13 protein-coding genes are annotated in these 12,884 nt (G+C 72.3%); 6 read left to right on the forward strand and 7 right to left on the reverse strand.

What is annotated here, in order from left to right; all coding sequences use genetic code 11:
- A partial coding sequence (gene menD / locus QZ433_RS10155) for a 2-succinyl-5-enolpyruvyl-6-hydroxy-3-cyclohexene-1-carboxylic-acid synthase (RefSeq protein WP_295782813.1) occupies positions 1-1,546 on the reverse strand: 1,546 nt, incomplete at its 3' end.
- Between the two features lie 4 nt (positions 1,547-1,550).
- A complete protein-coding gene (locus tag QZ433_RS10160) occupies positions 1,551-1,970 on the reverse strand; it encodes a PLD nuclease N-terminal domain-containing protein (protein WP_295782816.1) in 420 nt (139 codons plus the stop codon).
- Between the two features lie 108 nt (positions 1,971-2,078).
- On the opposite strand from QZ433_RS10160, the gene QZ433_RS10165 reads away from it, so the two are divergent.
- Positions 2,079-2,393, forward strand: coding sequence for a DUF4229 domain-containing protein (locus QZ433_RS10165; protein ID WP_295782819.1), 315 nt, complete (start codon positions 2,079-2,081; stop codon positions 2,391-2,393).
- Positions 2,394-2,400: 7 nt separating this feature from the next.
- Here QZ433_RS10165 and QZ433_RS10170 read toward each other — a convergent pair whose 3' ends face one another.
- Genes QZ433_RS10170 through QZ433_RS10180 form a run of 3 tightly spaced genes read right to left on the reverse strand, consistent with a single transcriptional unit; the run spans position 2,401 to position 5,463 of the window.
- Complete coding sequence (locus QZ433_RS10170; protein ID WP_295782822.1) at positions 2,401-3,372, reverse strand: 1,4-dihydroxy-2-naphthoate polyprenyltransferase; 972 nt, start codon at positions 3,370-3,372, stop codon at positions 2,401-2,403.
- A gap of 11 nt (positions 3,373-3,383) precedes the next feature.
- On the reverse strand, positions 3,384-4,544 hold the full coding sequence (locus QZ433_RS10175; RefSeq protein ID WP_295782824.1) for an AMP-binding protein: 1,161 nt from the start codon (positions 4,542-4,544) through the stop codon (positions 3,384-3,386).
- Between the two features lie 16 nt (positions 4,545-4,560).
- Complete coding sequence (locus QZ433_RS10180) at positions 4,561-5,463, reverse strand: 1,4-dihydroxy-2-naphthoyl-CoA synthase (RefSeq protein WP_295782827.1); 903 nt, start codon at positions 5,461-5,463, stop codon at positions 4,561-4,563.
- 101 nt (positions 5,464-5,564) lie between these two features.
- Between QZ433_RS10180 and QZ433_RS10185 the strand changes: the two genes are divergently transcribed.
- Positions 5,565-5,744: a hypothetical protein gene (locus tag QZ433_RS10185; protein ID WP_295782831.1), complete on the forward strand. Its 180-nt coding sequence runs from the start codon at positions 5,565-5,567 to the stop codon at positions 5,742-5,744.
- 36 nt (positions 5,745-5,780) lie between these two features.
- Here QZ433_RS10185 and QZ433_RS10190 read toward each other — a convergent pair whose 3' ends face one another.
- Complete coding sequence (locus QZ433_RS10190; RefSeq protein WP_295782834.1) at positions 5,781-6,578, reverse strand: LLM class F420-dependent oxidoreductase; 798 nt, start codon at positions 6,576-6,578, stop codon at positions 5,781-5,783.
- 93 nt (positions 6,579-6,671) lie between these two features.
- Here QZ433_RS10190 and QZ433_RS10195 point away from each other — a divergent pair, with 93 nt between their 5' ends.
- The gene (locus tag QZ433_RS10195; RefSeq protein ID WP_295782836.1) at positions 6,672-6,851 is read left to right on the forward strand and encodes a hypothetical protein; all 180 of its coding nucleotides are present in this window, start codon (positions 6,672-6,674) and stop codon (positions 6,849-6,851) included.
- 16 nt (positions 6,852-6,867) lie between these two features.
- Positions 6,868-7,869 (forward strand): o-succinylbenzoate synthase, encoded by a 1,002-nt coding sequence (locus QZ433_RS10200; protein ID WP_295782838.1) that lies wholly within the window; start codon positions 6,868-6,870, stop codon positions 7,867-7,869.
- Here the strand turns inward: QZ433_RS10200 and QZ433_RS10205 are convergent.
- Positions 7,856-8,482 carry a TetR/AcrR family transcriptional regulator gene (locus QZ433_RS10205; protein WP_295782842.1) on the reverse strand — a complete coding sequence of 209 codons (627 nt, stop codon included), beginning with the start codon at positions 8,480-8,482 and terminating at the stop codon, positions 7,856-7,858. The two genes, QZ433_RS10200 and QZ433_RS10205, sit on opposite strands and share 14 nt — an antisense overlap.
- A gap of 117 nt (positions 8,483-8,599) precedes the next feature.
- Between QZ433_RS10205 and QZ433_RS10210 the strand changes: the two genes are divergently transcribed.
- Positions 8,600-11,503 (forward strand): efflux RND transporter permease subunit, encoded by a 2,904-nt coding sequence (locus QZ433_RS10210; RefSeq protein ID WP_295782845.1) that lies wholly within the window; start codon positions 8,600-8,602, stop codon positions 11,501-11,503.
- The coding region (locus QZ433_RS10215; protein ID WP_295782848.1) for a YhgE/Pip domain-containing protein at positions 11,500-12,884 on the forward strand (1,385 nt) is incomplete at its 3' end. The genes QZ433_RS10210 and QZ433_RS10215, both read left to right, overlap by 4 nt.

Consider the following 12,884-nt stretch of genomic DNA (forward strand, 5'->3'; position numbering starts at 1 on the left):
CCTGCAGGCGCGGCTCGGTTTCGCCCGGAGGCAGCAGCAGCGCGCCCATGTCGTGCAGGAACGCCAGGTCGCCCAGCAGCAGGCGCGTGACGCCCGGCCGCTCGTCGCCCTGGCTCGCGAGCGCGATGCCCGTGGCCGTGGCGATGGTCCCGTCGATGCCGGCGAGACCGCGGTTGGAGTGCACGGCGACCTTCTTGCCGCCGAGGAGCTCGTCGGCGACGCGCACGATCCGGGACGAGCCGAACACCAGTCGGTCGTGCGGCCAGCTCGCCCGCCACAGCGCGTCGACGAGGGCGGCGCGATCGATCGGGGCGCGCAGGACCCGCACCTCGGCGTTGATCGCGCCGAGCCGCTCGTGCGGAACGGCCGAGGCGAGTCCGTCCGCGTCGGGGGCGGGCGGCGAGAGGTCGACCGCCGCGGCGCGCGAGGCGCGCATCCACTCCCCCAGCCACTCGCGATCGCCGGCGCCGTCCACCCGCACGGCGTCGACGGCGCACGTCGCGCCGTTCAGGTTGACCGGCTCACCCGGACCGCGGACGGCCAGCACCTCGACGTCGGTCCGCATGAGCAGCCGCGTCACCTCGCGGCTGAGCGTCGGACGACCGAAGACGACGACCCGCTCGATGCGCCCGCCGAGGTGCGGATCGCTCAGCAGAGCCCGATAGCCGTGCACGACCTGGCGACCGAAGCGCGCACCGCTGACGATCTCGGCGACGAGGGGGAACCCGCCGTCGTGCGCGAGCTGCTCGGCCGCGGCCCCGGCATCCGCTCCCGCGACGACGATCGTGCGCGGCCCCGTCTCGAGACGATAGGCCGCCTCGGCGTCAGGGGCGACGTCGGCGCGTCCGATCCCGCCCCCGCCCTGGTAGAGCGCGCCCGAGACGTCGTCGGCGTCGTCCCTCGTCTCGTCGGGGAGTGCCGGGGATGCCGCCCGCGCGGCGAGCCACGAGGGCGCGGCACCCGCGAGCGGTTCGCGCAGGGGCACGTTCAGGTGCACGGGCCCCGGGACGCGCGCGCCCTCGCCCAGCGCCGCGGCGAGCGCCTCGGCCGCCACCGCGTCGAGGTCGGCGGTCTGCCCCGCATCGCCGGCGTCGTCGGTCTGCTCGGGGACGGCCAGGTCGGCTTCGAGACGCGCGGCGGAGCGGAAGAGCCCCGGCTGGCGGGTCGTCTGATTGGCGCCGACGCCGCGCAGCTCCGGCGGGCGGTCCGCCGTCAGCAGCAGCAGCGGAACACCCGCGTGATGGGCTTCGAGGGCGGCCGGCAGCAGGTTGGCGACGGCCGTGCCCGAGGTGCAGACGACGACGGCCGGCATCCCGCTCTCGCGTCCGATGCCCAGGGCGGTGAAACCCGCGACGCGCTCGTCGATCCGCACGTGCAGGTGGATCAGACCGGCCCGCTCGAGGTCGGCGGCGACGAGCGCGAGGGCCTGCGAACGCGATCCGGGACTCACCACGACGTGACGCACGCCCCGCGAGACGAGTCCGGCGAGCAGGGCCGCGGCGGCGTCGGTCGCGGGCGCGGCGGAGCGACCGTTCGGCGAGGTCACGGCGTCAGCCGACGGCGCCGCGCTGACCGCGGGTGTCGTCGTCGCCGGGCTTGCGGGGGTCGTCGCCCGGGCCGGTCGACTTCTTCGGCGGTGTCGGGTCGTCGGCCTCGGAGTCCAGCTGCGCGAGCTCCTCTTCGAGGCGGCGGATGCGCTCGTCCTGCTCGGCGCGCGCCGAGGGGGTCATGCGACCGAGGAACTCGGGATCGTCGTCGGGCGCGCGGCGCACGACCGGCTTGCCGGCGCGACCCCGACCGATGAGGAACCACAGGATGCCGCCGAGCACCGGCAGCAGGATGACGATGGCCATCCACGCGGGCTTGCTGACCCCGCGGTGCCGCGAGGGGGATTGCACGGCGCAGTCGACGATCGTGTAGACCCAGAAGACGGTCGCCACGAGCGCCAGGATGAGAAGCAGCCGTGCCATGGACCGATTCTACGTGCGTTGACGGTGCGACGGCCCTGACCCCGGCGACCTGGCCCACCGTCGAACGACCCGCCGTCGCGCGAGAGGCCGCCGCCCTAGAATGGGACGATGCGCGCACGCTCGGCCCTCGTCTACACGGTGCTGCGACTCCTCGCCTTCGTCGTGCCGCTGGTGATCCTGCTGCTGTTCCCGGTGTTCCAGGAGCTTCCGTGGCTCGCAGCGATCTTCGCGGCTCTCATCGGGCTGAGCCTGTCGCTGCTGTTCCTTCGCCGCCCGCTCGACGACGTCACCGGTGGTCTCGCCGAGCGTCGGGCCCAGCGGCAGGCGTCCGGCCGACGAACCGGAGCCGAGACCGACGCCGACGCCGAGGACGCGGTGGTCGACGCGACCCGCCCCGACGGCGACACCCCGACCGCCCGCTGACCCGCGCTCAGCCGGCGAACGCCCAGAACAGCAGCGCACCGTACGCGACCGAGGTGAAGCTCGTCACCTGCAGCGCCGTGATGAGTTCGCGGGGCGTCCGGGAGGTCCACACGATGAGGATCGCCGCCAGGCCTCCGAGCAACGCGACCAGGGTGAGCCACGCGATCGGGTAGACGAGCGCCAGGAACACCGCGATCGCGAACGGGATCAGCACGAACAGCGTGAACAGCACCTTCGTGGCGCGTCGACCGATGAGCACCGAGAGGGTGCGCTTTCCGGCGAGGCGGTCCTGATCGATGTCGCGCAGGTTGTTGGCCAGCAGCACCGCGCACGCGAGCAGCCCCGCGGCGACCGCGCCGAACCAGGCCTCCTGCGGCAGCGAGAGCACCTGCAGCCAGGTCGTGCCGAGGGTGGCGACGAGGCCGAAGAACACGAAGACGAACAGCTCGCCCATCGCGTTGTACCCGTAGGGACGCTTGCCGCCGGTGTAGAACCACGCGGCCGCGATGCACACGGCACCCACCAGCAGCACCCACCACTGACCCGTGCGGATGACGAGGGCGAGCCCGATCAGACCGGCGAGAGCGAAGAACGCCAGGGCCACGATGAGGACGGTCCGCGGCTTCGCCTTGCGTCCGCCGGTCAGACGCCCCGGCCCCACGCGCACGTCGTCGGTCCCGCGGATGCCGTCGGAGTAGTCGTTGGCGTAGTTGACGCCGATCTGCAGCGCGAAGGCGACGGCCAGGCAGGCCAGCGCGATCACCCAATGGAGTCGATCGTCGACGAGGGTCGCGGCCCCGGTGCCGATCAGCACCGGCGTGATCGCGAGAGGGAGGGTGCGCAGGCGTGCGGCGGCGATCCAGTCGCGGGCGGTCGCAGGCGCCACCGCCGGCGAAGCGGCGCCGCGGTTCTTCTGCGGGTTGCCGCCGGGACGACGCTTCTTGGCGGTCTGGGGACGCTTACGAGAGGGAGCTGCCACGGAGGCTCATCCTAAGCCCGCGCGAGGTCGCCGCCCGCGTCGAGCAGGCGCCGGAGCAGGGCCCGGTCGGGCTTGCCCGAGTCGAGCGCGGGCATCTCGCCGACCGCCACGACACGGGCGGGCCGGGCGGGGGCTCCGATCGCGGCGGCGACCACCGGACGGATCGTCGCGAGCAGCTCCGCCTCGCGCGACGCCGCGACCCCGGGCACCACCACGGCCGATCCCTGACCCCACGTCTCGTCGGGGATCGGCACCACCACCGCCCCCTCGAGGCCCGGGATGCCGCGCACCGCCGCCTCCACCCGGTCGAGCGAGACGTTCACCCCGCCCGAGACGATGACGTTGTCGAGCCGTCCGGTCACCCGCAGCACGCCGTCGACGATCTCGCCGCCGTCGCCCGTGCGGTACCAGCGTCGGCCGTCGGAATCGACCGGGAAGACGGATGCCGTGCGCCCGGGGTCGCCGAGATAGCCGTCGGCGAGCGTCGGACCCGACAGGTGCACCTCACCCTCGACGATCCGCATCCCCACGCCGTCCAGCGGTACGCCGTCGTAGACGCACCCCCCGCTCGTCTCGCTCGACCCGTAGGTGCGGACCACGCGGGCCCCGGCGGCGAGCGCGCGCTCGCGGACCGCCGGAGCGAGGGCCTGGCCGCCGATGAGGATCGCCTCGAACGAGCGGAGCGCCTGGGCGACCGCGGGGTCGGTGTCGGCGGCATCCAGCAGTCTCTGCAGCTGCGCGGGGACGAGTGAGGTGAAGGTCGGAACGCGTTCGCCGTTGTCGTGCGACGCCATGCCCAGTGCCGCGGCGGCGAACGGTTCGGGACGGAAAGGACCGGCGACGACGGCCGGCTCGCGGTCGGCCAGGAGCGCGCGCACCATCACCTGCACCCCCGCGACGTAGGTCGCGGGGACCGCCAGCAGCCAGGAACCCTCGCCGAGGCGGGCGGCCGTGGCATAGGCGCTCGCGATGAGGGCGTTGCGCGAGATCGCGACCGACTTCGGCACCCCGGTCGAGCCCGAGGTGGTCACGACCACGGCCGTCCCGGCGGGGACCTCGCCCGACGGATCCTCCCCGCCCAGGGCGACGGCGGGTCCCGCACCCAGGACCGCGCCGCGCAACGCCCGCAGGACGTCGCGCGGATCAGTGGATGCCGGCGGCTCCAGCCTCACGCGGTGGACCCGGCGCTCAGTAGTGCCACGGCACGCCCGACCAGTCGGGGTCGCGCTTCTCGAGGAAGGAGTCACGCCCCTCGGCGGCCTCGTCCGTGCCGTACGCCAGACGCGTCGCCTCGCCGGCGAACAGCTGCTGACCGACCAGGCCGTCGTCGACGGCGTTGAAGGCGTACTTGAGCATGCGGATCGCGGTCGGCGACTTCGTCAGGATGGTCCGGGCCATCGCGAGGGCTTCGGTCTCCAGCTCGGCGTGCGGGACGACGCGATTGACCGCGCCCATCTCGTACGCGCGATCGGCGGAGTACTCCTCGGCGAGGAAGAAGATCTCGCGCGCGAACTTCTGCCCGATCTGCCGCGCGAAGTAGGCGGAGCCGTAGCCGGCGTCGAAGGAGCCGACATCGGCATCCGTCTGCTTGAAACGACCGTGCTCGCGGCTGGCGATCGACAGGTCGCACACCACGTTCAACGAGTGGCCGCCGCCGGCCGCCCAGCCGGGGACGACCGCGATGACGACCTTCGGCATGAAACGGATGAGGCGCTGGACCTCGAGGATGTGCAGGCGTCCCGCGCGACCCGGGTCGTGCACCGTCGCCTCGTCGGTCGAGTACTTGTACCCGTCGCGTCCGCGGATGCGCTGGTCGCCGCCCGAGCAGAACGCCCAGCCGCCGTCCTTCGCGCTCGGCCCGTTTCCCGTGAGCAGGACCACACCGATGCGGTGGTCCTGGCGGGCGATGTCGAGGGCGCGGTACAGCTCGTCGACCGTGTGGGGCCGGAAGGCGTTGCGCACCTCGGGGCGGTCGAAGGCGATGCGGGCGACGCGCCCGTCGTGGGTGACATGGGCGGTGATGTCGGTGTAGTCGGCGGCGCCGGGCGCCGGCGTCCACTCCGCGGGGTCGAACAGCTCGGAGACGGTCACGTCCTCAGCCTACGCGCGGGGGCCTGCTGTGGACCGGCTCGACCTGTGGACGCATCCGAGCAGAACACGTAGCCTGGACGACCCCGACGATCGGAGTCCGCATGACGAAGAAAGTGTCGATCCTGGGTCGCATCCGCGAGTACTTCTTCGGAGCCCCCAGCCACGATCAGTCCGAGGACGCGCGTCGCTCACTGAACCACCAGAGCGAGACCGCGTACTACCAGGGAGAGGCCGTCAAGAACTGGACGGGTACGTCGGGCGGAGCGCAGTTCAAACCGTGACCGTCAGGCGCCCCGGTTTCCCGGGGCGCCGCTCGCTCATGCGTTCTTGGCGTCGCGCCAGCGGAGCCAGCGCTCGACGATCGAATAGTCCCAGTCCGGGCCCGAGAAGCCGAGCGTGAACAGGCGCGTGCCCGCGTCGAACAGCGCATCGGCCACGTCCTCGTCGCGGTCCTTGAGCTCGTTCGACACGACGAGGTCGGACAGGTCGCGCTGCTCGGTCTCGGCCCACTTCTGGATGACGTCGAACTTGTGCGGGAGTTCGTCGGGCGTCACGAAGCTGTGCCAGATACGGGCGTGACGGGCGACCATGCGCAGCGTCTTCTGCTCGCCCTTGCCGCCGATCATGACGGGGATCTCGCGAGTGGGGGCGGGGTTGAGCTTCGACCAGCGCGCGGCGATGCGGTCGAGGTCGGACGCGAGGGCGTTCAACCGAGAGCCCGCGGTGCCGAACTCATAGCCGTACTCGTCGTAATCGCGCTGGAACCAGCCCGAGCCGGTGCCGAAGATGAAGCGGCCCGTGTCGCCGCCCTTCTTGCTGATGTGGTCGACCGTGCGGGCCATGTCGGCCTGCAGGTCGGCGTTGCGGTAGCTGTTGCAGTTGACCAGGGCGCCGAACTCGACGCGCTCGGTCTGCTCGGCCCACGCCGACAGCATCGTCCACGACTCGAAGTGCTCGCCGTCGGGGTCGCCGTAGAGGGGGAAGAAGTGGTCCCAGTTGAAGAGGACGTCGACGCCCATCTCTTCGAGACGGAGGACGGCGTCGCGGATGTCGGAGTACTGCACGTGCTGCGGCTGGATCTGGACGCCGAGACGCACCGGGGTGTCGAAGAGCATGCGGTCAGCCTATGCCCGCCCTCCGACACCGGGACGGGTGGACGGCTCGATCGATGACACGTAGCGTGGAGAGGCCAGACGATCGGAGTCATCATGACGAAGAAGATGTCGAAGCTGTCGCGACTGCGCGACTACCTGTTCGGCCCGCGCCGCACGCACGAGCAGTCCGAGGCCGCTCGGAAGTCCCTCGACGGTCAGAAGGACCTGTCCGACTACACCGTCGAACGACAGACGTTCTGGTTCGGCGGGTTCGGCGGCGGCGGACCGCGCTGAGCGGCAGGATGAGGGCATGAGCAGCGCCGCCCTCCCCCCGCTCGCCGACGTCCTCGCCACCGCGCGGGTGGTCTCGTTGCCCCTTGCGGCGCAGTTCCGCGGCATCCGGGTCCGCGAGGCGGTCGTCTTCGAGGGGCCCGAGGGGTGGACCGAGTTCTCACCCTTCGTCGAGTACGCGGATGCCGAGGCCTCGACCTGGCTCGCCGGTGCCCTCGACTACGGGTGGAGCCCCTCGCCCGCCCCGGTCCGCGACGCGGTCGGGGTCAACGCTACGATGCCCGCGGTCCCGGCATCCGAGGTCCCCCGGATCCTGGCGCGGTACGACGGATGCCGCACCGTCAAGGTCAAGGTCGCCGAGGCCGGTCAGCCCCTCGCGGACGACGTCGCGCGTGTGCGCGCGGTGCGCGAGGCGGTGGGTGCAGAGGGGCGTGTGCGCATCGACGCCAACGCCGCGTGGAACGTCGACGAGGCCGAGCGCGCGGTGCACGCCCTGGCCGAGTTCGACCTGGAGTACGTCGAGCAGCCCTGCGCCGAGGTCGACGAGCTCGCGCAGCTGCGCGAGCGCATCTCCTACCTCGACATCCCCGTCGCCGCCGACGAGAGCGTGCGCAAGGCCGCCGACCCGCTGCGCGTCGCCCGCGCCGGAGCCGCCGACCTGCTCGTGATCAAGGCGCAGCCCCTCGGCGGTGTGCACGCCGCGCGGGAGATCGTCGCACTGGCGGGGCTGCCCGCCGTCGTGTCGAGTGCGTTGGACACCTCGATCGGACTGTCAATGGGGGTGGCCCTCGCCGCCGCGCTGCCCGAGCTCGAGTACGACTGCGGTCTCGGCACCGCGTCGCTCTTCACGGCCGATGTCGTGGCATCCCCGCTCCGCGCCCGGGACGGACTGCTGAGGGTGGAGCGTCCGCGTCCGACGGCGGCCGAGCTCGACCGGGTCGCCGCGGACGACGAGAGGACGACGTGGTGGCTCGATCGCCTGCGGCGCTGTCACGCGCTGCTCGAGCTCACGCCACGATGAGCCGCACGAGCTGCTCGAGCCGCTCGCCCAGGTGCGCGCGCGTCTCGGCGGCCGTCTGACGCGTCATGATCGCGGTCTCGGCGGTCGAGATCCACGCCGACAGCAGCACCTCGGTGGCCACCGTCGCGGGCACCCGCAGGGACAGACCCCGCGCGCGGGCGATGTCCGAGACGAGCTGGGTGACGCTCTCGGCGAGGGCCGCGTTGGACGACAGGTAGGCGGCGGCGAACTCGGGGTTGCGCAGCGCCTGCACCCGGATCTCGGCCCCGAGCAGGATGTCGAGGCGGTCGTCGCCGGCGATCTCGAGCACCTCCTGCACGAGGTGCAGCACCTCGCCGGTGACGTCGAGGCCACGATCCTCGATCGAGGTCACGCGCTCGCGGACCGCGGCGATGGTCGTCTCGGCGGACCGGGCGCACAGCGCGAGGAACAGCTCCTCTTTGGAGGCGAAGTTGGAGTAGAACGCGCCCCGAGTGAATCCGGCGCGTTCGCAGACCGCTTCGACCGAGGCCGCGTCGATGCCGATCTCGGCGAACATCTCGGCGGCGGCGTCCATCAGACGCGTGCGCGTGTTCTCGCGTCGGCGCGACGGCGCGGGTGCGGTGTCGGTCATCCGCGTCCTCCTGTTCCCGGGGGAGATTCAGCTTCGAACGCCCCGTCGGCCACTACGATACATTGATGTATTCGATACGGTGATGTATCGACCCGTCCGCCGAACGTGGGAGTCACCGTGTCGACATTCCTGTACACCCTGGGTCGCTGGTCGTTCCGCCACCCGTGGCGCGTGCTGACCGCGTGGCTGCTGGTGCTCGTCCTGGCCGGCGGCGGGGTCGCACTGCTGGCCAAGGGCACCGACAACACCTTCACGATCCCCGGCACCGAGTCGCAGGCCGGGCTCGAGATGCTCGACCGCACCTTCCCCCAGGTCAGCGGAGCGAGCGCCGAGATCGTCGTGGTCGCCGCCGACGGTCGGAGCGTCCGCGACCAGGACTACCAGCAGGCCATTCAGAAGACGAACGCCGACATCACGGCCCTCGACTTCGTCGCCGCCGTCACCGATCCCTACGACGACCGGATCTCGGGCGGGATCTCGGACGACGACCGCGCCGCCATCGTGCGCATCCAGTTCGACGGCGAGGCCACCGCCGTCCCCCAGGCGACCGAGGACGGCCTGCGTGAGGCGGCGAGCGCCCTGGGCTCGGCCCTGCCCAGCGGGTCGCAGGCAGTGCTGGGCGGTCAGCTGTTCGCGACCGAGATCCCGGGCGCCACCCTCACCGAGGCGCTCGGCGTCCTGATCGCCGCCCTCGTGCTGATGGTGACGTTCCGATCGTTCCTGGTGGCCGGGATGCCGCTGGCCACCGCGATCCTCGGCGTCGCCCTGTCGATCGCCCTGATCTTCATCGCGACGGGCTTCGCGACGGTGTCCTCGACCACGCCGCTGCTGGCGGTGATGCTGGGCCTGGCGGTCGGCATCGACTACGCCCTGTTCATCGTCTCGCGACATCAGGATCAGACGCGGGCGGGCATGGACCCCGAGGAGTCCACCGCGCGCGCCGTCGGCACGGCCGGTTCGGCCGTGGTCTTCGCCGGGATCACGGTGCTCATCGCCCTCATCGGTCTCGGCTTCGCCGGCATCCCGTTCCTGACGACCATGGGGATCGCCGCCTCGGTCGCGGTCGCGATCGCCGTGTGCGTCGGGCTGACGCTCACCCCGGCCTTCCTCGGCTTCGCCGGTCACCGCGTGGTCGGGTGGGGCTACAAGAAGAAGGGCGCGACGCGACGCCGTCGCCGCGGCATGTCCGCCCAGGAGGATGCGGACGCCCTCGCCGAGGCCGCCGCCGAACGCGAGGAGCGCGCCGCCGCTGCCACCGCTCGCGCAGAGCGCAACGGCCCCGCCAAGCGCTGGGTGGGCCTGGTCACCCGGCATCCGGTGGTCACCACCGTCGCCGTCATCGCGGTTCTGGGCACGATGGCGATCCCCGCCGCCTCGCTCGCCCTGACGCTGCCGAACGCCGGCCAGCTGCCCGAAGGCGATGAGGCGCGCGTCGCCTACGAGCTGACCGACGAGTACTTCGGCCCCGGCGCCAACGGCCCGCTCATCATGACCGGCACCATCGTCACCAGCAACGACCCGTTGACGCTGATGCAGGACATCGGCGACGAGATCGCCAAGGTGCCCGGCGTCGCCGAGGTGGCGTTGGCCACCCCCAACGAGACCGCCGACACCGGCATCGTGCAGATCGTCCCCGAGACGGCCCCCGACGACCCCCGCACCGCCGATCTGGTGCGCGAGCTGCGTGCGCAGGAGGACCGCCTGTTCGACGAGTTCGGCGTCCGCCTGCTCGTCACCGGCTACACCGCGGTCACGATCGACATCTCCGACCAGCTGGGCGCCGCCCTGCTCCCCTTCGGTCTGTTCGTGGTGGGCCTGTCTCTCGTGCTGCTGATGATCGTGTTCCGCTCGATCTGGGTGCCGTTGACGGCTGCGGGCGGCTACCTGCTGTCGGTCGCGGCCTCGTTCGGCGTCGTCGCCGCGGTGTTCGAGTGGGGATGGTTCGCCGACGCCCTGCACGTCGCCAAGGTCGGACCGATCATCAGCTTCATGCCGATCGTGGTGATGGGCGTGCTGTTCGGCCTCGCGATGGACTACCAGGTGTTCCTCGTCTCGCGCATGCGCGAGGACTTCGTGCACGCCGACCGCACGGGCCGCTCCCCCCGCGAGGTGGCGCTGGGCGCGGTACGCAGCGGGTTCGCGGCATCCGCTCGCGTGGTAGTCGCGGCAGCGGTCATCATGTTCGCCGTCTTCGTCGCGTTCGTCCCGGAGGGCGACTCGAGTCTCAAACCGATCGCGCTGGGGCTGGCGGTCGGCGTCGCCGTCGACGCGTTCCTCGTGCGCATGACCCTCGTGCCCGCGATCCTCGCGCTGCTGGGGGCGAAAGCGTGGTGGATGCCGCGCTGGCTCGACCGCATCCTGCCCAAACTCGATGTCGAGGGCGAGGCCGTCGAGCGCGAGGTCCACCTGACCGACTGGCCCGCCGAGCCCGCGATGGCGATCGCCGCCGACGACCTGGGCACCCTGACGGCGACGGATGCCGAGCAGCCGGTGTTCCGCGACGTCTCCCTGCGACTCGGCTACGGCGGCACGCTGCTGGTCACCGGTGAGTCGTCGACCACGCGGACGTTGCTGCTGGCCCTGTCCGGGCGCCTGTCGAAGATCGAGGGCAAGCTGCGGGTCGACGGGCAGCTCGTGCCCGAACGCGCCGGCGCCGTGCGCGCGCGGGTCGGCGTCGCGCTGCTGGAGGACCCTCGCACCGCCGCCGCCGAGGTGTCGGACGCGGTCGCGGGCGGCTCGCGGATCGTCGTGATCTCCGACATCGACCGCCTCGAGGCCGACGCCGCGGCCGACGTCGCCCAGGTGCTCCGCCGCGCGGCGAGCGACCTGCGCGAACGCCAGGACGATGCGACGTCCCCGTTCACCCTCGTCGTCTCGGCGCGGGACGAACGCCGCGCCCTCGCCCTGCTCGCCGAGGCGCAGCGCCCCGACGTGGCATCCCTCCCCCTCGCGACCCCGCGACGCGGTACGCCGCCCGCGCCGCCCGAAACCTTCGCCGATCTCTCCGAGGTGTTCGTATGACTCTCCCCGTCGAGCGCTCCCGCTCACGTCGCCCCGTCACCTGGCTCACCCTGATCGGCGTGCTGCTGCTGCCCGCCGTGATCGGGGGGATCCTAGTCGGCGCGCTGTACAACCCCACCGACCGGCTCGACAACATCACCGCCGCGATCGTCAACGACGACAGGGCCGTCGAGCTGAACGGACAACTCGTCCCCCTCGGTCGCCAGCTCACCGGCGGCCTGGTCAAGGGTGCGGACGATCAACCCAGCAACATCGACTGGGTGATCTCGAACGACGACGATGCCGCCGCGGGGCTCAAGGACGGCACCTACACCGCCGTCGTCACGATCCCCGAGAACTTCACGGCCGCCTCGCTGTCGACCCGCCCGGGCGAGACGCCCGAGAAGGCGACCATCGACGTCCAGACGGCCCCCGACGCCCGCGTGGTCGACGGCGCGATCACCGCGCAGCTGGCATCCACCGCCTCCAGCGTGTTCGGAACCGAGCTGTCCTCGCAGTACCTCACGAATGTGTTCCTCGGTTTCACCACCCTGAGCGATCAGCTCGGCACCGCGGCCAGTGGCGCTCATCAGCTCGCCGACGGCGCCACGCAGGCCGCCGACGGAGCGACCGCCCTGAAGGACGGTCTGGGCCAGCTGTCGACCGGCGCGTCGGGCCTCGCCGACGGAGCCGCGCAGCTCGCGGCCGGCGCCGCACCGCTGACAGACGGAGCGACCAAGCTCGCCTCGGGCGCGAGCGCGCTGGCGACGGGAACGCGCGATGCCGCGGCCGGCGTCGACAAGCTCGCGACCGGCGCCGACGGCATCGCCGCCGGCAACCAGCAGCTGGCGACGCAGATCAACGGGCTCGCCGACCAGATCCCGCCGACCTTCGCCACCGACGCGCAGAAGCTCGCCGACGCCGCCCCGCAGGTCAACACCGCGCTCGTCGACGCCGCCGCCGCCCTGCAGAAGGCCGCCGACGAGTGCACCGGCACCCCCGAGCAGTGCCAGGCGCTGCGCGACGCCTCGGCCGCCGCGAACCGCGCGCTGCCGCAGGCGACGCAGACGGTGACGCAGATCGGATCTCTCGCCGGCCAGGCCGCGCAGCTGCCCGCCGGCGTCCGCGCGATCGCCGCGGCCAACCAGCAGCTCGCCGACGGCGCCACCGGCCTCGCCGGCGGAGCGCGCGAGGCGGCGAGCGGACTCGGCACCATCGCCGGCGGCATCGACGGCGTCGCCGGCGGCGGGACGCAGCTCGCCGACGGGGCGCGACAGTTCGGCACCGGCGCCCAGGCGCTCAGCTCGGGCGCCGCGCAGCTGGCATCCGGAGCCTCCCTGTCCGAGGACGGCGCGGCGCAGCTCGCCGACGGCGTGGGCCAGGTGGCCTCGGGCACCTCGTC

This window comes from uncultured Microbacterium sp., from assembly GCF_913776565.1.
GTDB lineage: Bacteria > Actinomycetota > Actinomycetes > Actinomycetales > Microbacteriaceae > Microbacterium.

Coding starts and splice junctions, on each gene's coding strand:
- QZ433_RS10165 (WP_295782819.1), top strand. CDS start 2,079: ATGCGCGCACGCTCGGCCCTCGTCTACACGGTGCTGCGACTCCTCGCC.
- QZ433_RS10205 (WP_295782842.1), bottom strand. CDS start 8,482: ATGACCGACACCGCACCCGCGCCGTCGCGCCGACGCGAGAACACGCGC.
- QZ433_RS10200 (WP_295782838.1), top strand. CDS start 6,868: ATGAGCAGCGCCGCCCTCCCCCCGCTCGCCGACGTCCTCGCCACCGCG.
- QZ433_RS10190 (WP_295782834.1), bottom strand. CDS start 6,578: ATGCTCTTCGACACCCCGGTGCGTCTCGGCGTCCAGATCCAGCCGCAG.
- QZ433_RS10185 (WP_295782831.1), top strand. CDS start 5,565: ATGACGAAGAAAGTGTCGATCCTGGGTCGCATCCGCGAGTACTTCTTC.
- QZ433_RS10160 (WP_295782816.1), bottom strand. CDS start 1,970: ATGGCACGGCTGCTTCTCATCCTGGCGCTCGTGGCGACCGTCTTCTGG.
- QZ433_RS10195 (WP_295782836.1), top strand. CDS start 6,672: ATGACGAAGAAGATGTCGAAGCTGTCGCGACTGCGCGACTACCTGTTC.